Source organism: Pectobacterium sp. HCp5_1 (assembly GCF_032905925.1).
Taxonomy (GTDB): Bacteria; Pseudomonadota; Gammaproteobacteria; order Enterobacterales; family Enterobacteriaceae; genus Pectobacterium; species Pectobacterium brasiliense_A.
Genome location: NZ_JAUMIO010000043.1, coordinates 1 through 26,550, shown reverse-complemented (window position 1 = coordinate 26,550; position 26,550 = coordinate 1). Strand labels below are relative to the sequence as shown.

Below are 26,550 nucleotides of genomic sequence, written 5' to 3'. Positions count from 1 at the left end.
AATTTACTGTTGTTCACTCTTCAAGACTTTTTTATATCGTTAAGATACGGTCTTGTGAGTGCCCACACAGATTGTCTGATTAAATTGTTAAAGAGCAGTGCCACTTCATCGGTGGCGCGGGCTTCATATACTATGCTTTTCCGCTGTGAAGTCAAGTCATTACTGACCGCCTTCGTTGAATCTTTTTCTGTCACCACAACCGCGTGTCGCTGTTGCCGTGTCAGTGGAGGCGCATTATAGGGACTTCTCGTCGGCTGACAAGCGCTAAATGCAAAAAAAAATTACCGAGTGGGGATTTTTCCAGCAAAGCGAATTAAAAGACGCCGTTATGCCGGATTTTTCGCCGCTAATTGAGCGAAATCCTGAGCGAAACGGGAAACCTGCTGCCAGTCTGTATATTCAATCTCTTTGGTGCTATCTGTTTCCCCCCCAGTTATACGCATAATGAGTTGAATCATTACCCGATCAAACCAACGGTAGCGTGGGTAGCGTAGGGCGCCAGCGAACACGCAGCACAAATCTGGCTGCCAGGGAGAATTCAGCAGGAACTTACGCGTATAGGCATTGGTCTGTACCGTGCGTTTTTCTGGCTTACGCGCAGTGAGGTTCACGGAGAAGAATGCGCTGGGTAGCTGCTGTAGAGAAGTCAGATGCTTACGGATAAATTGATTTACCGCAGGATGAAAGCGCCCGTATCGAATCGATGCCCCAATCAGGACCTGATCGTATTGGCCCAGATCGATATCATTCGCATTGAGTACGTTAACCACATCGCACTCCAGAGTTCCTTTCAGCGTATTTGCAATATAGGAGGCAATCGCTCTTGTTTGCCCATCCCGACTCGAAAACACGATCAAAGCTTTCATTGTTCTTTATCCTTATGGGGACTATTCCCGCCAGAAGGTTGGCGTAAACAGCACTAAAAGCGTGAAGACTTCCAAACGACCAAACAGCATTGTCAGTATCAGAATCCATTTCGCCGTATCATTCATCGAGGTAAAATTCTCAGCAACGACGCCTAGCCCCGGCCCCAGGTTATTCAATGTGGCCGCGACCGCAGCAAACGCAGAGAAATCATCAACACCTGTCGCAATGACGGCCAACATGCTGACAATAAAAACCAACGCATATGCGGAAAAGAATCCCCACACGGCTTCAAGGATGCGTTCAGGCAACGCCCGATGGCCCAGCTTAATCGTATAAACCGCATTCGGATGCACCAACCGTTTAAGCTCACGCGACCCTTGTAGGAAAAGCAGCAGGATACGAATCACTTTCAAGCCGCCCCCGGTTGAGCCCGCACACCCGCCAATGAATGCAGAGCACAGAAGCAAAACCGGCAGGAAAAGCGGCCACGATGCAATGCTATCCGTGGTAAACCCTGCCGTTGTCGCCATGGAGACAACCTGGAAGAACGCTTGATTGATCGTCTGCATCCCGCTGTCATAAACGTGGTGGAACCACAGGACAATCGTACACACCGCCACCAGCGACAGTTGAACAAAAATGAACATGCGGAATTCCGGATCGCGCCAGTATACCTTCAGGCTGCGGCCACTCAGCAGAGCAAAGTGCAAACCAAAGTTACAGCCGGAAATCAGCAGGAATATCGCAATGATGGTATTGATCGTTGGACTGTTGAAGTAACCGATACTGGCATCGTGAGTGGAGAACCCGCCGACAGACACCGTAGAGAAGCTGTGGCCAATCGCATCGAATACCGGCATGCCAGCCAGCCACAGCGCGACAGCACAGGCAATCGTCAGTAAGAGATAAATCAGCCACAGCGTTTTTGCCGTATCGGCAATACGCGGGCGCATTTTGTTTTCCTTCAACGGCCCCGGCATCTCCGCGCGATAAAGCTGCATCCCACCAACACCAAGAATCGGCAGGATGGCAACGGCAAGTACGATGATCCCCATCCCGCCAAACCATTGCAGCATTTGTCGATAAAACAGGATGGCTTTAGGCAGTGAATCCAGCCCGACCAGCGTAGTGGCACCTGTTGTCGTCAGGCCAGAGAACGATTCGAAAAAAGCATCCGTTACGCCCAGATTAGGATGTTCAGCAAACAGGAAAGGCAGCGCACCGACGCTTCCCAGCACCGTCCAGAAGAGAACTACGATCAGGAACCCTTCGCGAGATTTCAGTTCATGCTTCTGTTTGCGGTTTGGTAACCACAGCATGATGCCAATCGCCAGCGCGACAATAAATGTCTGCGTAAACGCTCGGCCTGCGCCATCGCGGTAAATTAACGCCACCAGTCCGGGAATAACCATTGTCCCGGAAAACAGGATAACCAACTGGCCGACAATACGAGTTATGGCGCGCAAGTGCATCGCAGGGAATTCCTTAATGATTCATAAAAAGCGCTGGGATTATTATGGAATCGGCAATAAATGCAACGCGCCGCGGCTTAAATCGCGCAATTTCATTGCCGCCTCCTCGGTTCCCCTGACGGGGATAGAGAAGCGCAATACAACTTCCACACCATACTCACTATGCAGAATTTTTCCGCCAAGCTGGAAGATCAGGGATTCCACCTGGGGCAACAGTGCATAGTCACATTGTAAGCCATACTCTTTTTGCAATACTTTCTCTTGCAGAGATAGCTGCTTCAGCGCTTGCTGAACGCCACCGCCATAAGCCTTCACTAACCCACCCGTGCCCAGCGGGATTCCGCCATAGTAGCGTACAACCACAGCCGTAATCTCACCGATACCACTTCCCATCAGCTGCGACAGCATCGGCTTACCTGCCGTGCCGGAAGGCTCACCATCGTCAGAAAAACCAAGCTGCTGGGAATCGTCAGGCGCACCCGCAACAAATGCCCAGCAGTGGTGACCCGCCGAAGCATGCTCTGCCCTTACATGCTGGATAAACGCTTTCGCCGCGTCGATTCCCGGCGTTGCCGCCAGGATCGTCGTAAAGCGGCTTTTCTTGATTTCCTCGCTGAAGCTCACTGGCGCCGCAGGAATGGGATACGCTTGCATCAGGCCAGATTCAGGTCGCGCGTCATGTTCTCCACACGCCCGTCATGGATGACAATATTATCCTCGATACGGATACCACCAAACGGTTTCAACGCATCGATTTTTTGCCAGTCAAAGTGCTGACTCAATTCGCCCTCACGCCACGGAGCAAGCAAGGATTCGATGAAATAGATGCCCGGTTCAATCGTCATGACCATGCCGGGTTCAAGCACGCGAGTACAACGCAGATAAGGATGCTGCGACGGTGCCGCCAGGTGTGTGCCGCGATCGTCTTGCATAAATCCGGCGACATCATGCACCTGCAAGCCCAGCGGGTGGCCAAGCCCGTGCGGCAGGAAAGGCGATGTCAGCCCCTGCTCCACCATGGCCTCTTCGCTGATGTCCCGCACCAGCTGATGTGATTTAAGCAGCTTCGCAATCCGCTGATGCATCTGAAGATGGTAATCGGTATAACGCACTCCCGCCTGAACGGTATCAATCAATGACAGCATTTCCTGATTGAGATCTTTAATCAGCAGGGCAAACGCGCCATCACTCTGCGCAGAATAGGTACGCGTCAGATCGGCGGCATACCCGTTATATTCGGCACCCGCATCGATCAGGAAGCTGCGGACATCGGAAGGCACCTGATGATCGAGCTGGGTATAGTGCAACACCGCGGCATGTTCATTTAGCGCGATGATATTACCGTAAGGGACATCGATATCACGATGACCGGTGGCCGTCAGATACGCCAGGTTAATATCGAATTCGCTCATCCCGGACAGGAACGCTTCATGCGCCGCCCGGTGACCGATAACGGCGGTCTTCTGCGCTTCACGCATGCAGGCCAGCTCGTAATCCGTTTTATAAGCCCGATGGTAGTGCAGATAATCCAGCACGCCCTGAGGGTTAATATTGTCTGCACGAATCCCCAAATCCTGCGCACGCTGCGGGGCATAGCCGATGTAGGCAATACGTTCGCGCGGCGATGGAAGCAGTTGCCCAATATCATCAGCATTCCGTAGCACGGTAATATCGATGTCTTCAGTCCAAAAACTCTCAGGAACCGGTGCAACGTTATGCCAGTAATCCACCGGCGAGTAGAACCACAGTTTTGGCGGGTTAACGCCGTCAACCCATAGCCAGCAGTTCGGTACCTGCGTGACGGGCACCCAAGCTTTAAATTGCGGGTTAACTTTAAAAGGATAGTCGTGATCGTCCAGAAAAACGGTCAACAGCTCACCAGAGTGAATCAGTAATGCGTCAAGCTGATGGCGCGCTAAAACCGCCTGAGCGCGCGCTTGCAGCGTAGCCAGATGGTGATGATATAAAGAAGCCAGCTTTTCCATGAGTATCCTTGTACGTCACGACATGATCTCTCCATTTTAACACAGGCATTCCCCAAGGGCAGCGTCCGGTGCTTTGTGATCGATTCGGCAAAAAATTAATCTCTCGTTTGCAAAACGTTAACATTAAAACCACAATTCGATTATCTGGTCATACCAGATCACTCACACAAACAGTGGAGATAAACATGCTTTATCAAGGTGAATCCCTCTACCTTAACTGGCTTGAGGACGGCATTGCCGAGCTGGTATTTTCTGCCCCTGGCTCCGTAAACAAGCTAGATACCCGCACGGTTGCCAGCCTGGGTAAGGCGTTGGATGTTCTGGCGGAACAGCCGAATCTGAAGGGCTTACTGCTACGTTCTGATAAACCAGCATTTATTGTCGGTGCCGATATCACGGAATTCCTTTCCCTTTTTGCCGCACCGGCCGAAAAGCTGCATGAATGGCTTGTCTTCGCCAACAACATTTTCAGCCGCCTTGAGGATTTGCCCGTTCCCACGCTGTCCGCGATTAATAGCTATGCGTTGGGCGGCGGGTGTGAATGTGTGCTGGCGACCGATTTTCGGTTGGCAACAACGGATGCGCGAATCGGGCTGCCCGAAACCAAACTGGGGATCATGCCGGGCTTTGGCGGCACGGTCAGGCTACCACGCCTGCTGGGCGCGGACAGCGCGCTGGAGATTATCGCCGCAGGCAAAGACATCGGCGCAGCCGATGCTTTAAAAGTGGGGCTGGTGCAAGCCGTTGTCGCCAATGACAAGCTGGTTCCCGCCGCCATCAAGATGTTGAAACAGGCGACTAATGGCTCACTGGACTGGCAGGCTTACCGACGTCCGAAACTTGAACCGCTAAAGCTCAATAAGATCGAAGCCATGATGAGCTTTACCACCGCCAAAGCGATGGTGCTACAAACTGCGGGCAAGCACTATCCGGCACCGATGCTGGCGGTAAAAACCATCGAAGCTGCCGCAACCATGACGCGAGACGACGCATTGCAGCTTGAGACGCAGCACTTCGTTCAACTGGCGCGTTCCAATGAAGCCCGCGCACTCGTCGGCATTTTCCTCAACGATCAATATGTTAAAGGCAAAGCGAAGAAGCTGGTTGGCGAGACATCCGTACCGAAGCAGGCCGCCGTGCTAGGGGCAGGCATTATGGGCGGCGGCATTGCCTATCAATCTGCGTTCAAAGGCGTGCCGATTCGGATGAAAGATATCAACGAGAAGCCGCTCGCGTTGGGGATGAATGAAGCCGCTAAGCTCCTGAATAAACAAATGGAACGAGGCAAGCTGGACGGAATGAAAATGGCGACGGTTCTGGCCAGTATTCAGCCAACGCTGGATTATGCTGGGTTCGAGCGCACCGACATCGTCGTTGAGGCCGTAGTTGAGAACCCGAAAATCAAAGCCAGCGTGTTGGCAGAAACCGAATCGCACGTGAGTGAGAATACGATTCTGGCCTCGAATACCTCAACCATCCCAATTGCTTCACTGGCTGCGTCGCTAAAACGACCGCAAAATTTCTGTGGTATGCACTTCTTCAACCCGGTACACCGCATGCCGCTGGTCGAAATCATTCGCGGCCCTCAAACCAGCGACAGCACCATCGCCAGCGTGGTGGCTTACGCCAGCAAGATGGGCAAAACGCCAATTGTCGTGAACGACTGTCCTGGATTCTTCGTGAATCGGGTGCTGTTCCCCTATTTTGCTGCATTCAGCCTATTGCTCAGAGACGGTGCTGATTTCCGCGATATTGATAACGTCATGGAGAAAAAGTTCGGTTGGCCGATGGGCCCGGCCTATCTGCTGGATGTTGTCGGTATTGATACCGCTCACCATGCTCAGGCCGTGATGGCTGAGGGCTTCCCACAGCGCATGGCGAAAGACTATCGCGATGCGATTGATATGCTGTTTGAACACCAGCGTTTCGGGCAAAAGAATGGTCACGGCTTCTACCGTTATCAAACCGATAGCAAGGGGAAGCTGCGTAAAGAACAGGATGAAGCTGTAGATGCGATCCTTCAGGACATCAGCCAGCCGAAAAAAACGTTCAGCGCAGAAGAGATTATCGCGCGCATGATGATCCCAATGATTAATGAAGTCGCTCGCTGTCTGGAAGAAGGTATCGTCGCCAGCCCCGCCGAAGCGGACATGGCGCTGGTATATGGGTTAGGTTTCCCTCCCTTCCACGGCGGAGCCTGCCGCTATCTGGATACATTAGGTAGCGAACGTTATGTCGAGATGGCACAGCAGTTGGCGCACCTCGGCGCCATTTATCAGGTGCCAGACGGCTTGCAGCAAAAAGCTAGAAGCAATGAAGGCTATTACCCATCGGTCGCGCCACACGCGGACGTTTCTTACGGTCAACCGGCATGAGGACAGGAAATATGGAAAAGGTAGTAATTGTTGATGCCGTACGTACGCCGATGGGACGCTCCAAAGGCGGCGCTTTCCGCCAGGTAAGAGCCGAAGACTTGTCTGCACACCTGATGCGTAGCCTGCTGAGCCGTAACGCGGCGCTGGACGCCCGTGAGATCGACGATATCTATTGGGGATGTGTGCAACAGACGCTGGAGCAAGGCTTCAACGTCGCCCGCAATGCCGCTTTGCTGGCAGAAATTCCGATGAATGTCCCTGCAACCACGGTTAACCGGCTGTGCGGTTCCTCCATGCAAGCGCTCCATGATGCAGCCCGCGCTATTATGGTGGGCGATGCGAATGTCTGCTTAATCGGTGGCGTTGAGCATATGGGCCATGTGCCGATGAATCATGGCGTCGATTTTCATCCGGGGCTGAGCCGCACCATAGCTAAAGCCGCAGGTATGATGGGGCTCACGGCTGAGATGCTGGGGCGTATGCACAATATTAGCCGTGAGATGCAGGATCAGTTCGCCGCACGTTCGCACCAGCGCGCCCACAGCGCCACCCAGTCAGGAGCGTTTCGTCATGAAATTATCCCCACGGCGGGCCATGATGCAGACGGCGTGCTGCAACGCTTCGATTATGATGAGGTCATTCGCCCAGACACCACCGTCGATAGCCTTGCGGCACTCAAACCCGCGTTCGATCCGGTTAACGGTACGGTGACAGCCGCATCATCCTCGGCGTTATCCGATGGTGCGGCAGCCATGTTGATCATGAGCGAATCCCGCGCGGCATCGTTAGGTTTACCCGTACGGGCTCGCATTCGGGCAATGGCCGTGGTTGGCTGCGATCCTTCGATTATGGGTTACGGCCCCGTCCCCGCGACCAAACTGGCGTTGAAACGAGCAGGGCTCAGTCTGGCCGATATCGGCATCTTTGAACTGAATGAAGCCTTCGCCGCCCAGACGCTACCCTGTATTAAAGATCTGGGGCTGCTGGAACAGTTGGATGAAAAGGTCAATCTCAACGGCGGCGCGATTGCGCTGGGTCACCCGCTCGGCTGCTCAGGCGCACGCATCTCCACCACGTTGATTAATCTGATGGAAGGCCGCGACGTTCAGTTTGGCGTGGCGACGATGTGCATCGGGCTGGGACAAGGTATTGCGACGGTATTTGAGCGCGTCTAAACACAGAAAAGCTCTGCCAGAGCACGACTAGAAACCAAAAATCCCACAGCCGTGGGATTTTTATTTTGCTGCTTATGTCTTTCTGCTATCGACTGCTTTAAATAAACGAAAACGCATCGCTGAACATATGCGCTGTCAGCGCACCGCGCTCATTACAAAAACGCTCACGTGCAATTTTCGCCATTTCAAAACGACCAGCAATATAGATATCCTGCTCTGCCAGTGAGCCGTAATCCTGTAATACCGCACTCAGGACGGTCCCCGTTCTGCCATCCCATCCAGCTTCCGGCTGCTCAACGACCGGCACTACGCGCAGATTCGGGTGCTTGGCCGCAAAGCCTTCAAGCTCGGTTAAGTCATACAGATGCTGGGACTCACGACCACCCCAGTAAATAGCGATATCACGCTCGGGTTGCTGCGCCAGCGCGGTCAGCAGAATAGAACGCACATACGAAAATCCGGTTCCGCCCGCAATCAACACCAAGGGGCGCGTGCTCTCTTCCCGCAGCCAGGCTTCACCGTGCGGGATATCGACCGTCAGGGATTTTTCCTTATGAATGCGTTCCATCACGGCCATCGCGTAAAGATTCAGTTCGGACGCCCCAATGTGCAACTCAATAAAGTTTTTATCCATCGGGGTCGATGCCAGTGAAAAAGGACGTTTATCTCGATCGCCCATCACCACCATCAAATACTGGCCAGCCCGAAAGGAAAACGGCGCTTCAGGTAACAAACGCACACGATAAACCGTATCGGTTATGGCTTCGACCGAAGTCACTTTACAGCTCAATGTTGTCATGCATTCCCTCTATTAGGGTCATAAAAGCAAAACTGAGAACAGAGCAGCAGCCCTTAACGCCGAGGCTCTCTGTCACTAAAAATGGCCAGTTCATCCCATATTTCATCAATGCGGGCACAAACCTGCGGGTCTTTCTTGATGGGATGTCCCCACTCGCGCTGCGTCTCGCCAGGCCATTTATTGGTGGCGTCCAGACCCATTTTGGAGCCAAGGCCAGAAATCGGCGAGGCAAAATCAAGGTAATCTATCGGCGTATTTTCTACTAATACCGTATCGCGCGCCGGATCCATACGCGTCGTGATCGCCCATATGACGTCGTTCCAGTCACGTGCATTAACGTCATCATCGCAGACAATGACAAATTTCGTATACATGAACTGGCGTAAAAAAGACCAAACGCCCATCATGACGCGTTTAGCATGGCCAGGGTACTGTTTCTTCATGGTAACGACCGCCAGACGGTAAGAGCAACCCTCCGGTGGCAAATAAAAATCAACAATCTCAGGAAACTGCTTTTGCAGGATCGGCACGAAAACTTCGTTCAACGCCACGCCCAAAACAGCAGGTTCGTCCGGTGGCCGGCCGGTGTAAGTCGAGTGATAAATGGCATTCTGGCGCTGAGTAATATGCGTGACGGTAAAGACCGGGAAGTGATCGACTTCATTGTAATAGCCGGTATGGTCGCCATAAGGCCCTTCCGCTGCCATTTCTCCCGGTTCAATATAGCCTTCCAGAACAATTTCCGCACTGGCGGGGACTTCCAAATCGTTCGACAGACACTTCACCACTTCGGTCTTATGCCCGCGCAACAAACCCGCAAAAGCATATTCCGATAGCGTATCAGGGACAGGCGTCACCGCACCGAGGATCGTCGCGGGGTCAGCGCCCAATGCGACAGACACGGGAAAACGCTGCCCGGGATTTTCCTGACACCACTCCTGAAAATCCAGCGCACCGCCGCGATGAGATAGCCAGCGCATGATCAGTTTGTTTTTACCCAGCACCTGCTGGCGATAGATCCCCAGATTCTGCCGTTCTTTATGCGGCCCGCGCGTTACGGTGAGCCCCCAGGTAATCAGCGGTGCAGCATCTTCCGGCCAGCACTGCATCACCGGAATCCGGCGCAGGTCAACGTCATCCCCCTGCCAAATCTGTTCCTGACACGGCGCAGAAGAAAGGCGCTTCGTCGGCATATTCAGTACCTGACGGAACTTCGGCATTTTATCCACCAGATCGCGGAACCCTTTGGGCGGCTCCGGCTCTTTCAGAAACGCCAGCAGCTTGCCCACCTCACGCAATGCGCTGACGTCTTCCTGCCCCATTCCCAACGCAACGCGTTTCGGCGTGCCAAATAAATTGCACAGCACCGGCATGTCATAGCCTTTGGGGTTCTCAAACAGGAGCGCAGGGCCTTCCGCACGCAGCGTTCGGTCGGCAATTTCCGTCATTTCAAGGTAGGGATCGATGGGCTGGGTAATGCGTTTCAACTCCCCTCTCTCTTCCAGCAGTGAGAGGAATTCGCGTAAGTCACGGTATTTCATGCTATTCATCGGGGGCAGTCTATCGTTCTGGCTATTATAAAGTCTCTTCGCCAACCTGTCGCTTCCCGAAGCGCCTATTTATGGTAAGAATCTGCTCACTATCAAGAATCCGATCGCCAAAATGTGGTAACAAAAATATCTGCCGAAAATTTTTTATCCGTGCTCGCTTTTGTTATGCTTGCTCGTCGGAATCATAAGTCTGCGAAATTATGGAAGCCTGGTACTTACTGTATTGTAAACGTGGTCAACTGCTGCGAGCGAAAGAGCATCTGGAACGTCAGGATGTCACCTGCGTGAGCCCGATGATCACGCTGGATAAGATCGTTCGTGGTAAACGAACGGAAGTGTGTGAACCGCTGTTCCCGAACTACCTGTTTGTGGAGTTCGACCCCGAACGCATCCACACCACCACCATCAGCGCGACGCGCGGGGTGAGCAACTTTGTGCGATTCGGTGCACTGCCCGCGACCATTCCGCAGCAGGTTATCGATGAATTGTCCCTTCGCCCTGTTCAGGGAATCATTGACCCACTGACGCCACAGCCTGGCGATAGCGTGGTCATTACCGACGGTATTTTCTCTGGTCTTCAGGCTATCTACACCGAGCCTGACGGCGAAGCCCGCTCGATGCTGTTGCTGAATATGTTGAATAAACAGGTCAGACAGAGCATCGATAACCGCGAGTTTCGCAAAGCTTAGTCCTTTTAAAACAATAGTCCTTTTAAAACATAGCCCTTCGAAAATCTTAGCTCGACGTTCCTTGTCCGTTTGCCCTACCCGGCGCGCTTATGCCGCGCCGGATGGGAACAGGCTTAGCGCTGCATATGCTGATCGTGCAGCCACTGTGCGACACGTTTGGCAAAATAGGTCAGCACACCATCTGCACCCGCGCGTTTAAAGCACAGCAGAGACTCCATCACTACCGGTTGTTCTTGCAACCAGCCATTCTGAATCGCCGCCATGTGCATCGCGTACTCACCAGATACCTGATAAGCAAACGTCGGCACGCCGAAGGTATCTTTGACACGACGCACCACGTCCAAATAAGGCATCCCCGGTTTGACCATCACCATATCCGCACCTTCCTGCAAATCCTGCGCAATTTCTTGCAAGGCTTCATCGCTGTTAGCCGGGTCCATCTGGTAGGTTTTCTTGTTGCCGCCTTTCAGATTGCCAGCTGAGCCCACGGCGTCACGGAAAGGCCCGTAATAGCACGACGCATACTTAGCCGAGTACGCCATGATCTGGGTATTGATCAGGTTTTGCGCTTCGAGAGTGTCGCGGATAGCACCGATGCGACCGTCCATCATGTCGCTAGGCGCAATAATTTCGGCTCCAGCTTCCGCGTGGGATAACGCCTGACGCACCAAAATCTCCTTGGTGACGTCGTTAATCACGTAGCCATCCGCATCGATAATCCCGTCCTGCCCGTGCGTGGTATAGGGATCGAGCGCCACATCCGTCAGTAAACCCAGTTCTGGGACGGCGTCTTTCAACGCGCGGATTGTGCGAGGAACCAGACCATCCGGGTTATAGGCTTCTTCGGCATATAACGACTTCTTATCCGCTTCAATAACGGGGAACAGCGACAGCACCGGAACGCCGAGCTTAGCGATCTCTTCGGCCTCTTTCAGAAGCACGTCGATAGTCATCCGGTATACCCCCGGCATTGAGGGAACTTCCTGGCGATGATTTGTCCCTTCCATCACGAAAACGGGATAAATCAAATCATTCACCGTCAGCTGATTCTCAGCAACAAGGCGGCGGCTGAAATCATGGCGGCGAATGCGACGCATACGTCGGCCGGGGAAAGTGCCGGGAAAAGCAGTGCTCATGTCATTATTCTCCTGAATCAGGCCAGCCGGAAAACCCGGCGGGCATTTTCATCTGTTGTCTGTCCCAACCATGTGGCATCTTCTCCACGCCACTCCGCAATCTGGCGAATAATATGAGGCAGATAACAGGGTTCGTTACGGCGGGAGGCCGGTTTAGGGCGTAAATCCCGGGGTAACAGATAAGGTGCGTCGGTTTCCACCAACAGCCGATCGGCAGGAATATGCGGCAGTAAGGCGCGCAGCTCAAGCCCGCGACGCTCATCGCAAACCCAGCCGGTAATGCCGACCATCAGCCCCGCAGCCAGACACTCATCCAATTCATGACGATTGCCGGTAAAGCAGTGAACGACGGCGGCAGGTAACTGACTCAACCACGGCGTCAGCAGAGAGATAAAGCGGGAATGGGCATCACGACAGTGAAGGAAAACCGGCATGGACCGTTCAGCCGCTATCGCGAGCTGCGCACTGAACGCTCGTTCCTGCTCTTCTGGCGTCGAAAAATTACGGTTGAAATCCAACCCACATTCACCAATAGCAACCACGCAGGCGGAGCTTGCCATCTGATGAAGCTGCTCAGCGATGGCGTCATTCCATTGGCTGGCATCATGCGGATGAACGCCTGCCGTTGACCAACAGTAATCGGGGTAGGCTTGCGCCAGTAACATGGCCTGATGGCTTTCCTGCGCGTTTGTTCCGGTGATCAAGATGCCGCTGACACCCGCTTCCTTTGCCCGGATGACGACCTGCTCCCTGTCTTTTTCAAACTGAGAACTGGTTAGATTGACACCGATATCAAACATGACTCTCACCTGCCCGTGACCGTTCGCCGATTTTACGCTAGCGAATAAAAAAATAAGACCTCTCAAAGAGAGGTCATTTTACCGTCCTACCGCAGGAAACCGTTCGTTACTGCGATGGCTCTTCGGTTTCAGCGCGTCGGCCTTTGCCAACATAAAACCGCGAGAAGAAGACGCCGATTTCAAACAGCAGATACATGGGTATAGCCAGCAGCGTCTGCGAGAAAACATCCGGCGGCGTTAACAACATACCGACAACGAACGCGCCGACCAGAATATAAGGGCGCTTTTTTTTCAGATCTTCTGGCGTCACCACGCCACTCCAGCAGAGCAGCACAATGGCAACCGGCACCTCAAACGATATCCCGAACGCCATGAACAGCGCCATAACAAAATCGAGGTAATTATTGATGTCCGTCGCAATCAGCACGCCAATAGGCGCGGTTTTCGCAAAAAAGCCAAACGCCAGCGGGAACACCACGAAGTACGCGAACGCCATGCCCATATAAAACAGCAGACTGCTGGAGACCAGCAACGGCATCATTAAGCGACGCTCGTGTTTATACAGGGCTGGAGCCACAAATGCCCACACCTGATACAGCACCAGCGGCGCAGCGACAAACACTGAGACAATCATCGTCAGCTTTATCGGCGTAAAGAAAGGTGAGGCGACATCGGTCGCGATCATACTGGCACCCGCAGGCAATTGCTCAATGAGCGGGGCGGAAACCAGTTGATAGATGTCGTTGGCAAAGTACACCAGCGAAATAAATACCGCCAGCACACAGATAATGCTGTTCAGTAGCCGCTTACGTAGCTCAATCAGGTGGCTAATTAGCGGTTGAGTCTCTTCATCGGCCATAAACTAACGACTATCGCTCGGTTGGCGGGCAGAAACAGCAGAAGACTGGGACTGCTCAGGTTTGACATTATCGCTGCTGACAGCGTCATCACTCGCGGCGTTGTGACCATCATGGTGATGTTCAGCCACAGTAGCGCTTTCAGGTTTAGGCTGACTAACTGCCTGACGTACTGCGGTTTCCGCTTCAATCACCCCATCGTAGGCCGCTTCGGGATCGCTCAGCGGGGTGCTGTGCTGCGGTTCCGCCGTCGCGCGATGACCTTCTGACGTTTGGTGGTCATCTGGCTTTTGCGGCGACACTGTCTCGGTGTAGCCACGTTTCATCGCTTCTGCCGCTTCTTTGAGTTCATCCATTGAGGCTTTCAACTCAGGCGACAAATTCTGCAAACTGGCTTTTTCGACTTTCTTCAGGCTTTCCTGAAACTCCTGGAGTTTCAGCTCCTGCGACAGTTCATTCTGAACCGTAGACGCCAGCGAACGCAGCGTCCTGATCCAGCTTGCAACCGTTCTGACTGCCACAGGCAAGCGCTCCGGCCCAAGGACAATCAGGCCAAGAACCATCACCAACAGCAATTCACCAAAACCGATATCGAACACAGATTACACCTGCTCTTTATGCTGGCTCTTCGTGTCATTCTGTTTGGTTTCTGATGGATGATCAGTGATCGACTTAGTCGAAAAATCCGCATCTTGCTGAGTTTTATCTGCGTGATTAGATGCTTGATCATCCCCCATCGCTTTCTTAAAGCCTTTGATCGACGCCCCCAAATCTGAACCCAGTGTTTTTAATTTTCCGGTTCCGAACACCAGCACGACGAGAACGACAACAATCAGCAACTGCCAAATACTAATACCGCCCATAACATTTACCTCTTTTCAAAAAGGGGAACGACAGAATTCTCGTTATTATATCGGGTAATTCTGGCGTGCATCATGATCTGCTTCAACGAGTTCGACGCCAACCGATAATCCAGGCAACAATTCCTGCGGCCATCAACCCCGAGGGAACCATATCGGCTTCAACACGGCTGATCAGTAATAACGTACCACTGATTAGCAACGTTGCGCCAATACCCAAAAGATATCGTGACTGTCCTTGACGAGACTGCTGCGTCTTCAACTCGTAGGCCAACTGATCGACGCTTTGCTTTAACATCTTATGCTGACGTAACCCGTCATAAAATAATTCAGGGACTTCCGGCAATTTTTCAGCCCAGAACGGTGCCTTTTCTTTGAGCGCACGGAAAACCGCAGGCAAACCGACCTGTTGTTTCAGCCAGTTTTCCAGAAACGGCTTGGCGGTTTTCCACAGATCGAGCTGCGGATAAAGCTGCCGCCCCACACCTTCGACATACAGCAGCGTTTTTTGCAGCAACACTAGCTGAGGCTGTACTTCCATATTGAAGCGACGCGCCGTATTAAACAGATTCAGTAATACATGGCCGAACGAAATCTCTGCCAACGGCTTCTCAAAGATCGGCTCACAGACCGTACGAATAGCAAACTCAAAATCGGCAACATTGGTGTCTGGAGGCACCCAGCCCGAATCCACATGCAGTTCGGCAACTTTGCGATAATCGCGGTTGAAGAAGGCAATGAAATTCTCAGCCAGATAGCGCTTATCTTCTTTATTCAACGAACCAACGATGCCGCAATCAATACCAATGTATTGCGGGTCTTCCGGGTGCTCGTAGCTGATAAAGATATTGCCGGGGTGCATATCTGCGTGGAAGAAACTGTCGCGGAACACCTGCGTGAAGAAAACCTGAACGCCGCGTTCTGCCAGCAGCTTCATATCCGTGCCATTGGCTGTCAGCGCGTCGACATCAGAAACAGGAATACCGTAGATTCGCTCCATCACCAACATGCCTTCGCTGCAGTAATCCGAATAAACTTCCGGCACATACAGCATCGGGCTGTTCTCAAAATTACGCCGCAGTTGGATGGCGTTTGCCGCTTCTCGCAGCAAGTTCAGCTCATCAAGCAGCGTTTTTTCATATTCCAGCACCACTTCGCGCGGGCGCAGGCGACGACCATCCGGCAACAGGTGCGGCAACCACCCCGCCAGACGTTTCATCAGGCGCATATCCGCCTTGATGACGGGCAAAATATCCGGGCGAATAACCTTGATAACGATCTCTTTTCCCGTGCTTTTCAGACAGGCGGTATGCACCTGTGCAATCGAGGCAGAAGCCAGCGGTTTAATGTCAAAATCATCGAACCACTCTTCAAGGGGGATTCCGCCCATCGACAGCTCAATTTGCTCGCGCGCCAATTTGCCATCAAATGGCTCAACCTTATCCTGCAACATCGCCAGTTGATCGGCGATAGCCGGTGGGAACAGATCGCGGCGTGTGGACATCATTTGTCCGAACTTAATCCACACGGGCCCCAGTTCCTGAAGCGCCAAACGCAGACGTTCCCCTAAAGGCTTAGTGCAGTGACGATTGGGTAACCAGAACAGCAGACGACGGCCCGCACGTAGCGGCAGCGTCAAACGCATTTTAGGAATCAGTTCGTCCAGACCATAGCTCAACAGCACACGCACAATGCCGTAAAGGCGGCGTAATTCACTGGGCGTCATCGTAAGGCCTCCAGCTTCGCCAGCCGTTCGGACAACGTATCGGCGGATTTATCCAGCGCAACAATTTCCTCATGGAACCAGGCGTTTTCCAGTTTTCCCGGAGCCAGTCGCCACTCTTCCGTTAGCGTCTCGGACAAGAAATGTTGCTGCTGATGGAATGAGCGTCTCAGGAAACTCAGGGTTTTCTGTGCCGTTTGGGTAAGCCCCTGAGCAACAATATCGCCCAGATAGGGGGACAACCACTCCGCCGGATCGAACTCCGCCAGATCAACCAGCACGATGAACTGTTGAACAACTTGAATATCGCCTTCTATCACCAGCTCGCCGCTGCGCATCAGCGACGATAGCTGTTGACGATCGCGTAATTTCATCAGAACCGGAACGCGTGTTTTCAGGCAGCAATCCGCTGGCTCGCTCCATTGGTTGATCACGTCCAGCCGCTGTTCGTTAAACACCAGCACCAAGGGCATATCCAGCTCAGCCAGCTCGATCTGAAGTGTTTTACCCTGTAAGCGCTGGCGGGCAGACTTCATGCTGCGATCGCAAGAAACCGTATCGTGAAAAAGCAGCTGATTCAGCGCGGTTTCCAGCGTAGCAGTCAGAAAAGACGTTATCAGCATTGGCGTTTCCAATCAGAATTTAAACCCACGATGCAGTGCAACGATTCCACCGGTGAGGTTGAAATAGTTAACACTGTCAAAACCGGCATCGATCATCATCCCTTTCAGCGTTTCCTGATCGGGGTGCATGCGGATAGATTCCGCCAGATAGCGGTAGCTCCCAGCATCACTCGCCACGGCTTCGCCAATCCTCGGCAGGATATGAAATGAATATGCATCGTAAACGGTGCTCAGCTGTTTAATGATCGGTTTGGAAAACTCCAGCACCAGCAAGCGACCACCCGGCTTCAGCACGCGGTACATGGAGCGCAGCGCTTTGTTTTTGTCCGTCACGTTGCGCAGACCAAAGGAGATAGTAATGCAGTCGAAGAAGTCATCAGGGAACGGCAGCGCTTCAGCATTAGCCTGCACGTAGTTGATGTTGTCGATAATGCCTTTGTTACGCAGTTTTTCGCGGCCCACTTTCAGCATTGATGCGTTGATGTCCGCCAGAATGACCTCACCACCTTCGCCAACCATGCGGGAGAATTTGGCGGTTAAATCCCCTGTGCCTCCGGCAAGATCCAGAACTCGCTGGTTACGTCTTACTCCACTACATTCGATAGTGAAACGCTTCCAGACACGGTGGATACCAAAGGACATCAGGTCATTCATCAAGTCATACTTTGCTGCTACAGAATGAAAAACCTCAGCCACCATGACTTCTTTTTCATCCCTGGCGACAGTCCGAAAACCAAAGTCGGCCGTTTTCTCCTGCTCACTTGCCATCTTATCCGCCTACTATTTCAGTCAAATTTCGGGTCTACCCATTAATGGTGAGAGTGTACCAGACCCGTATAAAAACCCCACTGCACTAATTTCGCATAGCATGGTGCCAAGCCCACGAAATTCATACCTATTTAGTACGAATCAGTACGGGTCGCTAAGGGGGATTCCCCTTCTTCGCCCTCCGTTTTCACGGTTGGTGAAACAGCGTCGGGCGCTACGGAATCCGGTAATTCATCGCGTTCAGCGTGCTCATGGGCCGTTGCTTTTTCTGCTAATGACGGGCTGATTGTGCGTTTAATTTCTACACCCAGCGCACGGAACCCCTCAGCCTGGCCAATAAGGTTACCACGCCCAGAGGAAAGTTTATTCATCGCCTGACGATAAGTGCCCTGCGCTTTATCCAAACCTTGCCCCAGCGCTTCCATATCATCGACAAACAACCGCAGTTTATCGTACAGCCGCGACGCTTTTTCAGCGATCTGCTGTGCATTACGGCTCTGTTGTTCATAGCGCCATAAATTAGTGATAGTGCGTAATGCCACCAGCAGCGTGGTCGGGCTGACCAGCATAATATTGTGCTTTAGCGCTTCGTTGATCAATTCGGGCTGGCGATCGATAGCGACCAGAAAAGCTGGTTCGACCGGAATAAACATCAGCACGTAGTCTAGCGAACGCAGCCCCGGAAGCTGCTGGTAATCTTTACTGCTCAACTGCCGAATATGACTGCGAACCGAGAGCAAATGTTCGTTCAACGCCACACTGCGCTCTGCGTCATCATCACTATTGAAATAACGCTCGTAGGCCACCAGCGACATCTTGGCATCGATCACGACATCTTTGCCCTGCGGTAAGCGCACGATGACATCCGGTTGCAGGCGGCTATTTGCCCCTGTCTGCACACTGACCTGTGTTTGGTACTCATAGCCTTCACGCAGGCCGGAAGCTTCCAGCACGCGGCTTAGCACCACTTCGCCCCAGTTCCCCTGCGTTTTATTATCGCCCTTCAGCGCTTTCGTCAGGTTGATGGCTTCGTGTGCCATCTGCGCGTTCAGCTGTTGCAGATTGCGGATTTCATGCGCCAGCGTGTGACGCTCGCGCGCTTCTGCCCCAAAGCTGTCCTGAACCTGACGGCGAAAGCCATCAAGCTGCTCACGTAGCGGCATCAGCAGCTTATCCAGACTCTGTTTATTTTGTTCATCCACTTTGCGGCCGCTGTGTTCAAAAATCCGGTTCGCCAGATTCTCAAACTGCGTCGTCAACCGCTGTTCGCTGTTTGCCAGCAGCCGCTGCTTTTCTTCCGCCGCCATACGGGTTTCTTCCAGCCGAATGGTGACTTCCCGCAGCTCCGCTTCCTGTGCGCTATTGATTTCACGCAGCGTCCGCAGTTCCTGATTGAGCTGCACGCACTCCTCGCGGAGTTCACCGAGCTGTTGCAGCTTTTCATGGCTGGCAGAGAGTTGAGCGTGAACCGTGCGCAGCTCCAGCTCGTTTTGCCGTAGCCGCTGTTCGTGCAGCTGCTTTGTCTGCTGCTGTTCGCTGAGCGACTGCTGAGTCTGCTGTAACGTCTGTGCCAGCAACCGCTGTTCGGTGTCATGCTGCGACAGCTTCTGCTGATGAATCAGGCTGGCAATCAACCACCCGATCAGTAGCCCTACCGCGCCGCCGCCCAGACCATAAAATATGCTGATATCCACTTTGCCTCCGCAGGCCTTTCACGCTGTCGGTCAAGGTAAAATGATACTGTATGGATGTCCAGAAACAATTCCGGCGGGGAAGACGCTGAGCAGAAAAATGCGAGCCGCATTCCATATGAAAATGGATAGATGATAATTTGCAGAAGAATCAGATCGGTAACGGTGGAATTCCCCCAACGCGAAACACCACGCTGGGGGAACAGAGCAGAGGTGGCGAGTTAAGCTAAGCGTTGCTTCGCATCACTAATCGCTTTAGCGACCTGCTGCGGCGACACGCCACCTTGTGCAGCACGCTTATCCAGGCAGGATTGCAACGCCAGAATCGGGTACACATCCTCGCCAATCACAGCGCTGAATTTTTGCAGATCGGCCAGCGGCAACGCTTCCAATGCTTTGCCCTGACGAATAGCTTCAACCACCGCTTCACCCACGATATGGTGCGCTTCACGGAACGGAACGCCTTTCGCGACCAGGTAATCCGCCAGCTCTGTCGAGTTCGCGTAGCCTTGCTCGGCTGCTTCTTTACAGCGCGGACGCTTCACCTGAATGCCTTCCAGCACCAGACCCGCCATCATCAGGCAATCGTGCCAGGTATCCAGCGCGTCAAACAGCCCTTCTTTGTCTTCCTGCATGTCTTTGTTATACGCCAACGGCAGGCCTTTAAGCGTCATCATCATGCCAGTCAACGCGCCCTGTACGCGACCGCATTTACCGCGAATCAGCTCCAGCGCATCCGGGTTTTTCTTCTGTGGCATCAGGGAAGAACCGGATGTCACACGGTCAGACAGCTCAACAAACGCCGCTTCACCGCTGTTGAAGAAGATCAGATCTTCGGCAAAACGCGACAGGTGGATCATGCCGATCGAAGCATCAGACAGCAGTTCCAGCACATGATCGCGATCGGAAACCGTGTCCAGACTGTTACGCGTGGCTGAGGCAAATCCCAGCCAGCCCGCCAGTTGCTCACGGTCAATCGGATAAGCCGTTCCCGCCAGCGCGCCACAGCCCAGCGGACTGACATCCAGACGCTTCAGCGTATCTTCCAGACGGCTTTCATCACGCGCCAGCATTTCATGGTAGGCCAGACACCAGTGTGCAAACGTCACCGGCTGTGCGCGCTGCAAGTGGGTGTAACCCGGCATCACCGCATCCTGATTCGCTTCCGCCGTCGTGACCAGCGCCTGACGCAGCTGGCGTACCGACAGCAGCAGCTCTGCAATTTGCGCTTTGCACCACAATTTCAGGTCGGTCGCGACCTGATCGTTACGGCTACGACCGGTATGCAGTTTTTTACCTAAATCGCCGACTTTCTCAATCAGGCGCTGTTCAACCCAGCTGTGAATGTCTTCTGCATCGCTTTGCAGGATCATCTCAGGGTCAGCCTGTACCTCAACCAGCAACGCATTCAGCGCCTGTTCCAGTTGCTGCTGCTCCTGCTCGCTGAGCACATTGACCGTCACCAGCGCTTTCGACCAGCCGATCGAGCCAACGATGTCCTGTTCCGCCAGACGGTAATCAAACCGCAGTGAGTCATTAAATTGTTTAAAACGCTGATCTGCTGCCTGACTAAACCGACCGCCCCACAAAGCCATAACGATTACTCCCAGAATTTAATTCATGTTGGTATCGCATCATGCCATACCCAGAAACGACTTACGCCAGAATACGTGTACCAATCGCCACGCCGTTGAACAGCGCAGGTAGCTGCTCGGCATGACGCCAGCTGGCGATATCAACCGGACGCCCCAGCGCACGCGCGGCATCCAGCGCGGCGTTAACCTTAACAATCATGCCGTCGGTAATAATGCCCTGAGCAATCAGCTGCTCGGCTTTCTCTGCCGTCATTTCGGCAATACGCTGGCCTTTACCGTCCAGAATGCCGCTCACGTCAGACAGCAGGATTAAATCCGCGCCCAGCGTTTGCGCCAGTGCCGTCGCCGCCTGGTCGGCGTTGACGTTCATCAGGTCGCCCTGTGCCGTAATACCGATGGAGCTAACGACAGGCAGGTAACCCGCAGACAACAGCGTGTTCAGCAGCGCAGGCGAGCCCGCTTCCGCTTTACCCACAAAGCCCAAAGACTCATCGAGCTGCGTGACCGTCGTGCTGCCGCCATCGCCCAGGCACAGGCCAACTGCGTTGATATCATGCTTCTTCGCCCATGACAGCAGCGTCTTGTTGGCGGATCCCGCCAGCGCACCGGTGATAATGTCGATCTGATCGGCAGGCGTGACGCGCAGGCCGTTTTTCTTCACGACTGGCAGCGCCAGCTTTTTCATCAGGTCATCCACCAGACAGCCGCCGCCGTGCACAATCACCAGCGGACGCTGATGTTCCTGACGGTAAGCCACCAGTGCGGTGAACAGACGCTCCAGCGCTTCTTCGCTATCCAGTAAAACGCCACCTAATTTGATAATTAACGGATTCATTATGCTTCACGCCTCGAAATGTCGGGACCAGTAGTCATTAAATTAACGATTGGGTTTCAGGGAAACCAAAACGAATGTTCATGCATTGCACAGCCTGTGCCGCCGCGCCTTTCAGCAGGTTATCTTCGGTTGCCACCACGATGAGGTGTTCACCGTCAACGGAGAAACCGATATCGCAGAACGGCAGGCCGACAACGGATTTCAGCGCCGGAACGCCCTTGTCATACAGGCGAACCAACGGCTTATCGTGATAGGCGTTGTGATAGGCTTCGGCAACATCCTGCTGGGTGACGCTCGGTTGCAGGCGGCAGGTGATGGTTTCCAGAATACCGCGAGCGAAGTTGCCCAAATGCGGCGTGAAGATCACTGGCGTGCCGAGGTGCGTTGAAATTTCAGGTTCATGGCGATGGTTGAAAATACCGTACGGTTGAAAGCTGACTTCGCAGAAGCTGTTGGTCATAGACGCTTTACGCCCTGCCCCGCTCACGCCGCTCACGGCATTAATCACCGGCCATTGCGCCGGGTTCAGCAATTGCGCGTCCAGCAGCGGCTTCAGCGCCAGCTGTGCGGCCGTGGGATAACAGCCCGGCACCGCAATCAGCTGCGCGTGTTTTACGCTTTCAGCACGCCATTCGGCCAGCCCGTAAACCGCTTTTGCCAGCCAGTCAGGGTGCTGATGCTCAAAACCGTAGTAGCGACGATAAAAATCGGCATCCTGTACGCGGAACGCGCCGGATAAATCAAAAACGGTGCAACCTGCCGCCAGAAAAACCGGGGCCAGATCGTGGCTGACTTTATGGTCGGTCGCCAAAAAAACGACATCCACACCTTTCGCCGCTTCTTCCGCATCGGTCAGCGGTTTTACCGGTACATCAATGATGCCTTTGAGCTGCGGATGTAAATCAGAAATCAATTTTCCTGCATCGACACTTTGCGCAGAAACCATCAAAGCGGTTATGTTCATCTGTGGGTGACGGTTCAGGTAGAGCGCAAGCTCAGCGCCGGTATAACCACTTGCACCAACAATCAGCGTATTCAGCATGGGATCCGTATACCTTCTTACTTATCTATGAAACAGGTAACAGGGCTCACCAGCGTCGGTACGCTGTTCACCCGCGAAACTCAGTGAAAGTGACGAATCGCCATCGCCGTACCTTTGGGTTTCCTTTCGCTGAGCATTATTGTATTTTTATTCAAAATAAATGCATGAATATTGATACTATCCTAACCAGAGGCTGTCAACAGTGAAGATGAATTTACCCCCTTTTATTGAGCTATATCGGGCATTGATCGCCACACCGTCCATCAGTGCCACCGACAGCGCGCTCGATCAAAGTAATCATACCTTAATCAACCTGCTGGCAGGCTGGTTCGGCGATCTCGGCTTCCATGTGGAAGTCCAACCGGTTCCCGGCACCCTCAATAAATTTAATATGCTGGCGCGGATTGGTGAAGGAAAAGGTGGCTTATTGTTGGCAGGCCACACCGACACCGTCCCATTCGATGATGGTCGCTGGACGCGCGACCCGTTCACGCTGACCGAACATGACAACAAGCTGTACGGCTTGGGTACAGCGGATATGAAAGGCTTCTTTGCCTTTATTCTGGATGCGTTACGCGACATAGATCCGGCTAAGCTGACGAAACCGCTCTATGTGCTGGCAACGGCAGATGAAGAGACGACAATGGCCGGTGCCAAGTATTTCTCCGAATCCACGCAGATTCGCCCGGACTGCGCCATCATCGGCGAACCGACGTCGCTGCAACCAGTGCGCGCTCACAAGGGCCATATGTCCAACGCGATCCGCATTCAGGGGCAGTCCGGTCACTCCAGCGATCCTTCGCGCGGCGTGAACGCGATTGAACTGATGCACGAAGCTATTTCTCATCTGCTGGTATTGCGTAACACACTACAAGAGCGCTATCACAACCCGATTTTCCACATTCCTCACCCGACCATGAACCTCGGCCACATTCACGGCGGCGATGCCGCTAACCGCATCTGCGGCTGCTGTGAACTGCATATGGATATCCGCCCGCTGCCGGGCATTACGCTTAACGATTTGGACGGACTGCTGTCAGAAGCGCTTGAGCCCGTCAGCCAGCGCTGGCCGGGCCGGTTGACCATCAGCGAGCTGCACCCTCCGATTCCTGGCTATGAGTGCCCACCCGATCACCGTCTGGTGTCAGTCGTAGAGAAGCTGCTGGGGACGAAAACGGAAATCGTGAACTACTGCACCGAAGCCCCGTTTATTCAGACACTGTGCCCGACGCTGGTTCTGGGACCGGGATCGATCGAGCAGGCGCACCAGCCGGATGAATATATTGATACCAAGTTTATCAAACCAACGCGTGATCTGATCTCGCAGGTGATTCATCACTTCTGTCACCACTGATCCGATGCAAGCGGCCTTGTCAGCTACGCTGGCAGGGCTACTTTGAGACAGCTCATGAAAAAGAAAGACTTCATCACGCAGGATTTACTGAGCAAAATCTATCAGCACACCGATCCGCTACCGGAAAAGCTGCCGCCGGAACGCCAACTGGCGGAAGAATACGGCGTGTCGCGTTTTACCATCCGTCAGGCACTGGAAAAGCTCGCCAGTATCGGCGCGATCCATATGGTGCAAGGCTCGGGTAACTTCATTAATCAGGGCGTACGCAGCAATCCGCTGGTGTATAACTCGATTACCGAAAAGAAATTTAATCAGATTTCATTCCGTCTGCTTAGCCTGCATAAGCGGCTGCCGACGCGGGAAGAGCAGCAGGTTTTTGCTATCAGCGAAAATACGTTCATCTGGGAATTCAGCCGGTTACGCTACGTCGATAACCGTAAGGTGCAGATCGAGATATCGAAGATGCCCGCCGCGGATTTCCCAGACATGAGCCAGAAGATTATTGAAAGCTCGATTCAGCAGTATGTGCTCAGCAAGGGCTACGCGATTTCACACTACCTGACGCATTATCAGGCGGTTAATGTCACCAAAGCACAGGCTGAGCTGCTGGGCTGCAAGAAAGGCACGGCGGCGATGCATATTCTTAATCGCGGTATTTTACAGGGCGGTCGCGTGTACGAATCGAGCGATATCATCGACATTAACTACGCCTGTACCTACGTTATCCCCTTCAACCGCGATAACCTGACCTTCCGCCAGTCGCCGTAGACTCAAGGCGTATGCATCGTGCCATCTGGCAGGCGGCTTTGCGTCCACTCGTGCGGACGATAGACGACGGGGAACTGCCGCGCCGCGTCCAGATCGATCCCAACGCCGATACCGGGGCGTTCAATCGGATACAGGTAGCCATTTTCCGGTTCCACCGCCTGCGGGAAGACCTTGCGGGTATTTTCCGGGTAAGCGACAAATTCCTGAATAGCGGCGTTGTGCAAATGGATATTCAGATGAATGTTGACCGCCGCGCCGATAGGCGTCATATCCGGCGGGCAGTGCCACGCCAGACGAACGCCAAAGTTCTGACAGAATGCGCCCAACTTCAGCGCTGGAGTGATCCCGCCAATCTGTGAGACATGGCAGCGAATGAAATCAACCTGACGGTTAATCACCAGATTCTGCCACTCGGCGGGGTTATTAAATAGCTCCCCAGTCGCCAGCGGTACCGCGCTCTGGCTGCGGATCTGCGCCAGCCACTCATTTTGCGCAGGCGGCAAAATGTCTTCGATAAAATAGGGGCGATAGGCTTCTACCGCTTTGGCGAACTGCACGGCCTGATTCGGGAACAAACGCTCATGAACATCATGCAGGATGTGGAAACGATCGCCGTATTTCTCACGCAGCGCACGGAACATGGCGAGCGTGTTGGCCATGTACTGATCCTGATCGTAATAGGCTCCCTCCGTCGGTTGCCGCGTGCTGTGCAGCGCATCGGGATTACCGCCATAGAATCCTAGCTGACAGCGAATATGGCGATAGCCCTGCGCATACAGCCGATCCACTTCCTGATAAAGCCCATCCAGCGTATCGCTGGCTGCATGGCTGTAAGCGGCAATGGCATCGCGGGATTTCCCACCAAACAGGTGATAGAGCGGCATATCCGCCAGCTTGCCCTTGATATCCCACAGCGCCATATCGACGCCCGCCACCGCATTGTTGATAACCGGCCCGTTACGCCAATAGGCGTTGACCATCATCATGTGCCACAGGTCTTCAATGTGGTTAGCATCTCGTCCTAGCAGCAGCGGTTTGAGATACTCGTCCACCATCGCTTTGACGGCCAGCGGGCGCTGCTGGAAGGTCGCACAGCCATAACCCGTCACGCCTTTATCCGTGTGAACCACCACCGTCACTAAATTATGACGGTCGGGACGGGTAACAAGACATTCAATGTCAGTAATGATTGTCGGCAACACAAAAATATCCTCCAGTGCATTTACCGGAATAGCGCTGCCCGGCAAAAACACAGTCTAAAATTAGTTTCTTTTTTTGTTTTCTACTTATTTTTTCTTTTATTGTAAACCTCTTCTTTAAAAGATTTATTTTGGTTTGAAAAATCCATCTAATTGATTAAAAAACCAGACCAATTATCGAATAATGGCAACAAACACCCCCTTACAAACTAACCATGTGACGAACTTCATGTTTTATTGGTTTGTTTTTTCTTCTTTAAGTTTTTGGTCACGTATTCAATATGTAGATCAGGTCATTGCAGATAATGTTCACGTTCGATGAATGTGCCGATTATCTTGTCATGCATTTCCACTGATTTTGAGTACCCGATAGTTTTACGATTCAGT

The 26,550-nt window shown here is 53.1% G+C and carries 25 protein-coding genes; 5 read left to right on the top strand and 20 right to left on the bottom strand.

Features of this window, described 5'->3' with window-relative positions; translation table 11 throughout:
- Nucleotides 1-326 precede the first annotated feature (326 nt).
- From hemG to pepQ, 4 genes are read right to left on the bottom strand one after another with little or no spacing between them, the layout of a single operon-like run.
- The gene (gene hemG, locus Q3A88_RS19810; RefSeq protein ID WP_039285229.1) at nt 327-866 is read right to left on the bottom strand and encodes a menaquinone-dependent protoporphyrinogen IX dehydrogenase; all 540 of its coding nucleotides are present in this window, start codon (nt 864-866) and stop codon (nt 327-329) included.
- Between the two features lie 21 nt (nt 867-887).
- Entirely contained in the window at nt 888-2,339 is a 1,452-nt protein-coding gene (trkH, locus tag Q3A88_RS19805; protein WP_010298674.1) for a Trk system potassium transporter TrkH, read from the bottom strand.
- Nucleotides 2,340-2,381: 42 nt separating this feature from the next.
- Nucleotides 2,382-2,993, bottom strand: coding sequence for an IMPACT family protein (locus Q3A88_RS19800; RefSeq protein WP_317178498.1), 612 nt, complete (start codon nt 2,991-2,993; stop codon nt 2,382-2,384).
- Nucleotides 2,993-4,324, bottom strand: a complete 1,332-nt coding sequence (pepQ, locus tag Q3A88_RS19795; RefSeq protein WP_317178497.1) for a Xaa-Pro dipeptidase — start codon at nt 4,322-4,324, stop codon at nt 2,993-2,995. The genes Q3A88_RS19800 and pepQ overlap by 1 nt, the downstream gene beginning before the upstream one ends.
- Before the next feature lie 185 nt (nt 4,325-4,509).
- On the opposite strand from pepQ, the gene fadB reads away from it, so the two are divergent.
- Both fadB and fadA read left to right on the top strand, forming a co-directional pair.
- Nucleotides 4,510-6,699 (top strand): fatty acid oxidation complex subunit alpha FadB, encoded by a 2,190-nt coding sequence (gene fadB / locus Q3A88_RS19790; RefSeq protein ID WP_317178496.1) that lies wholly within the window; start codon nt 4,510-4,512, stop codon nt 6,697-6,699.
- A gap of 11 nt (nt 6,700-6,710) precedes the next feature.
- On the top strand, nt 6,711-7,874 hold the full coding sequence (fadA, locus tag Q3A88_RS19785) for an acetyl-CoA C-acyltransferase FadA (RefSeq protein ID WP_040035857.1): 1,164 nt from the start codon (nt 6,711-6,713) through the stop codon (nt 7,872-7,874).
- Between the two features lie 97 nt (nt 7,875-7,971).
- Here fadA and fre read toward each other — a convergent pair whose 3' ends face one another.
- Both fre and ubiD read right to left on the bottom strand, forming a co-directional pair.
- On the bottom strand, nt 7,972-8,673 hold the full coding sequence (gene fre, locus Q3A88_RS19780; protein ID WP_010283824.1) for an NAD(P)H-flavin reductase: 702 nt from the start codon (nt 8,671-8,673) through the stop codon (nt 7,972-7,974).
- 53 nt (nt 8,674-8,726) lie between these two features.
- Nucleotides 8,727-10,223, bottom strand: a complete 1,497-nt coding sequence (gene ubiD, locus Q3A88_RS19775) for a 4-hydroxy-3-polyprenylbenzoate decarboxylase (protein ID WP_039501920.1) — start codon at nt 10,221-10,223, stop codon at nt 8,727-8,729.
- Nucleotides 10,224-10,423: 200 nt separating this feature from the next.
- Between ubiD and rfaH the strand changes: the two genes are divergently transcribed.
- Entirely contained in the window at nt 10,424-10,912 is a 489-nt protein-coding gene (rfaH, locus tag Q3A88_RS19770) for a transcription/translation regulatory transformer protein RfaH (RefSeq protein WP_010283819.1), read from the top strand.
- A 113-nt stretch (nt 10,913-11,025) separates the two neighbouring features.
- On the opposite strand, the gene hemB is transcribed toward rfaH, so the two are convergent.
- The 12 genes from hemB to argC form a co-directional block, all read right to left on the bottom strand.
- Nucleotides 11,026-12,048: a porphobilinogen synthase gene (gene hemB / locus Q3A88_RS19765; RefSeq protein ID WP_010283816.1), complete on the bottom strand. Its 1,023-nt coding sequence runs from the start codon at nt 12,046-12,048 to the stop codon at nt 11,026-11,028.
- A gap of 17 nt (nt 12,049-12,065) precedes the next feature.
- Nucleotides 12,066-12,848, bottom strand: a complete 783-nt coding sequence (tatD, locus tag Q3A88_RS19760) for a 3'-5' ssDNA/RNA exonuclease TatD (RefSeq protein WP_317178495.1) — start codon at nt 12,846-12,848, stop codon at nt 12,066-12,068.
- A gap of 106 nt (nt 12,849-12,954) precedes the next feature.
- Entirely contained in the window at nt 12,955-13,707 is a 753-nt protein-coding gene (tatC, locus tag Q3A88_RS19755; protein WP_039498460.1) for a Sec-independent protein translocase subunit TatC, read from the bottom strand.
- 3 nt (nt 13,708-13,710) lie between these two features.
- A complete protein-coding gene (tatB, locus tag Q3A88_RS19750) occupies nt 13,711-14,304 on the bottom strand; it encodes a Sec-independent protein translocase protein TatB (protein ID WP_110163075.1) in 594 nt (197 codons plus the stop codon).
- A 3-nt stretch (nt 14,305-14,307) separates the two neighbouring features.
- Complete coding sequence (gene tatA / locus Q3A88_RS19745) at nt 14,308-14,568, bottom strand: twin-arginine translocase TatA/TatE family subunit (RefSeq protein WP_039498458.1); 261 nt, start codon at nt 14,566-14,568, stop codon at nt 14,308-14,310.
- An 82-nt stretch (nt 14,569-14,650) separates the two neighbouring features.
- A complete protein-coding gene (ubiB, locus tag Q3A88_RS19740; protein ID WP_110163076.1) occupies nt 14,651-16,291 on the bottom strand; it encodes a ubiquinone biosynthesis regulatory protein kinase UbiB in 1,641 nt (546 codons plus the stop codon).
- Nucleotides 16,288-16,911: an SCP2 domain-containing protein gene (locus Q3A88_RS19735; protein WP_110163077.1), complete on the bottom strand. Its 624-nt coding sequence runs from the start codon at nt 16,909-16,911 to the stop codon at nt 16,288-16,290. Before Q3A88_RS19735 ends, ubiB begins: the two co-directional genes overlap by 4 nt.
- A gap of 12 nt (nt 16,912-16,923) precedes the next feature.
- Nucleotides 16,924-17,679 (bottom strand): bifunctional demethylmenaquinone methyltransferase/2-methoxy-6-polyprenyl-1,4-benzoquinol methylase UbiE, encoded by a 756-nt coding sequence (gene ubiE / locus Q3A88_RS19730; protein ID WP_010283801.1) that lies wholly within the window; start codon nt 17,677-17,679, stop codon nt 16,924-16,926.
- A gap of 131 nt (nt 17,680-17,810) precedes the next feature.
- Complete coding sequence (gene rmuC, locus Q3A88_RS19725) at nt 17,811-19,373, bottom strand: DNA recombination protein RmuC (RefSeq protein ID WP_110163078.1); 1,563 nt, start codon at nt 19,371-19,373, stop codon at nt 17,811-17,813.
- Nucleotides 19,374-19,591: 218 nt separating this feature from the next.
- Complete coding sequence (gene argH / locus Q3A88_RS19720) at nt 19,592-20,965, bottom strand: argininosuccinate lyase (RefSeq protein WP_039278778.1); 1,374 nt, start codon at nt 20,963-20,965, stop codon at nt 19,592-19,594.
- Nucleotides 20,966-21,026: 61 nt separating this feature from the next.
- Nucleotides 21,027-21,800 carry an acetylglutamate kinase gene (gene argB, locus Q3A88_RS19715; protein ID WP_010283794.1) on the bottom strand — a complete coding sequence of 258 codons (774 nt, stop codon included), beginning with the start codon at nt 21,798-21,800 and terminating at the stop codon, nt 21,027-21,029.
- A gap of 37 nt (nt 21,801-21,837) precedes the next feature.
- Entirely contained in the window at nt 21,838-22,842 is a 1,005-nt protein-coding gene (argC, locus tag Q3A88_RS19710; RefSeq protein WP_110163079.1) for an N-acetyl-gamma-glutamyl-phosphate reductase, read from the bottom strand.
- A 202-nt stretch (nt 22,843-23,044) separates the two neighbouring features.
- Here argC and argE point away from each other — a divergent pair, with 202 nt between their 5' ends.
- Together argE and Q3A88_RS19700 are read left to right on the top strand one after the other, a co-directional pair.
- Nucleotides 23,045-24,196 carry an acetylornithine deacetylase gene (gene argE / locus Q3A88_RS19705; RefSeq protein ID WP_146207453.1) on the top strand — a complete coding sequence of 384 codons (1,152 nt, stop codon included), beginning with the start codon at nt 23,045-23,047 and terminating at the stop codon, nt 24,194-24,196.
- A 54-nt stretch (nt 24,197-24,250) separates the two neighbouring features.
- Complete coding sequence (locus tag Q3A88_RS19700) at nt 24,251-24,964, top strand: GntR family transcriptional regulator (protein ID WP_110163081.1); 714 nt, start codon at nt 24,251-24,253, stop codon at nt 24,962-24,964.
- Nucleotides 24,965-24,966: 2 nt separating this feature from the next.
- Here Q3A88_RS19700 and Q3A88_RS19695 read toward each other — a convergent pair whose 3' ends face one another.
- Both Q3A88_RS19695 and Q3A88_RS19690 read right to left on the bottom strand, forming a co-directional pair.
- Nucleotides 24,967-26,166: a starvation-sensing protein RspA gene (locus Q3A88_RS19695; RefSeq protein WP_039557547.1), complete on the bottom strand. Its 1,200-nt coding sequence runs from the start codon at nt 26,164-26,166 to the stop codon at nt 24,967-24,969.
- A 290-nt stretch (nt 26,167-26,456) separates the two neighbouring features.
- Nucleotides 26,457-26,550 (bottom strand): IS1 family transposase (locus tag Q3A88_RS19690; RefSeq protein ID WP_317177888.1); only part of this gene is annotated, 94 nt, incomplete at its 5' end.

Bases quoted from the DNA above. Each gene is read 5' to 3' on its own strand.
- tatD (WP_317178495.1), bottom strand. From the start codon at position 12,848: ATGTTTGATATCGGTGTCAATCTAACCAGTTCTCAGTTTGAAAAAGAC.
- fadB (WP_317178496.1), top strand. From the start codon at position 4,510: ATGCTTTATCAAGGTGAATCCCTCTACCTTAACTGGCTTGAGGACGGC.
- fre (WP_010283824.1), bottom strand. From the start codon at position 8,673: ATGACAACATTGAGCTGTAAAGTGACTTCGGTCGAAGCCATAACCGAT.
- hemB (WP_010283816.1), bottom strand. From the start codon at position 12,048: ATGAGCACTGCTTTTCCCGGCACTTTCCCCGGCCGACGTATGCGTCGC.
- ubiE (WP_010283801.1), bottom strand. From the start codon at position 17,679: ATGGCAAGTGAGCAGGAGAAAACGGCCGACTTTGGTTTTCGGACTGTC.
- tatC (WP_039498460.1), bottom strand. From the start codon at position 13,707: ATGGCCGATGAAGAGACTCAACCGCTAATTAGCCACCTGATTGAGCTA.
- hemG (WP_039285229.1), bottom strand. From the start codon at position 866: ATGAAAGCTTTGATCGTGTTTTCGAGTCGGGATGGGCAAACAAGAGCG.
- trkH (WP_010298674.1), bottom strand. From the start codon at position 2,339: ATGCACTTGCGCGCCATAACTCGTATTGTCGGCCAGTTGGTTATCCTG.
- Q3A88_RS19735 (WP_110163077.1), bottom strand. From the start codon at position 16,911: ATGCTGATAACGTCTTTTCTGACTGCTACGCTGGAAACCGCGCTGAAT.
- argC (WP_110163079.1), bottom strand. From the start codon at position 22,842: ATGCTGAATACGCTGATTGTTGGTGCAAGTGGTTATACCGGCGCTGAG.
- fadA (WP_040035857.1), top strand. From the start codon at position 6,711: ATGGAAAAGGTAGTAATTGTTGATGCCGTACGTACGCCGATGGGACGC.
- tatA (WP_039498458.1), bottom strand. From the start codon at position 14,568: ATGGGCGGTATTAGTATTTGGCAGTTGCTGATTGTTGTCGTTCTCGTC.
- Q3A88_RS19800 (WP_317178498.1), bottom strand. From the start codon at position 2,993: ATGCAAGCGTATCCCATTCCTGCGGCGCCAGTGAGCTTCAGCGAGGAA.
- argH (WP_039278778.1), bottom strand. From the start codon at position 20,965: ATGGCTTTGTGGGGCGGTCGGTTTAGTCAGGCAGCAGATCAGCGTTTT.
- ubiD (WP_039501920.1), bottom strand. From the start codon at position 10,223: ATGAATAGCATGAAATACCGTGACTTACGCGAATTCCTCTCACTGCTG.
- argB (WP_010283794.1), bottom strand. From the start codon at position 21,800: ATGAATCCGTTAATTATCAAATTAGGTGGCGTTTTACTGGATAGCGAA.
- rfaH (WP_010283819.1), top strand. From the start codon at position 10,424: ATGGAAGCCTGGTACTTACTGTATTGTAAACGTGGTCAACTGCTGCGA.
- Q3A88_RS19700 (WP_110163081.1), top strand. From the start codon at position 24,251: ATGAAAAAGAAAGACTTCATCACGCAGGATTTACTGAGCAAAATCTAT.
- ubiB (WP_110163076.1), bottom strand. From the start codon at position 16,291: ATGACGCCCAGTGAATTACGCCGCCTTTACGGCATTGTGCGTGTGCTG.
- pepQ (WP_317178497.1), bottom strand. From the start codon at position 4,324: ATGGAAAAGCTGGCTTCTTTATATCATCACCATCTGGCTACGCTGCAA.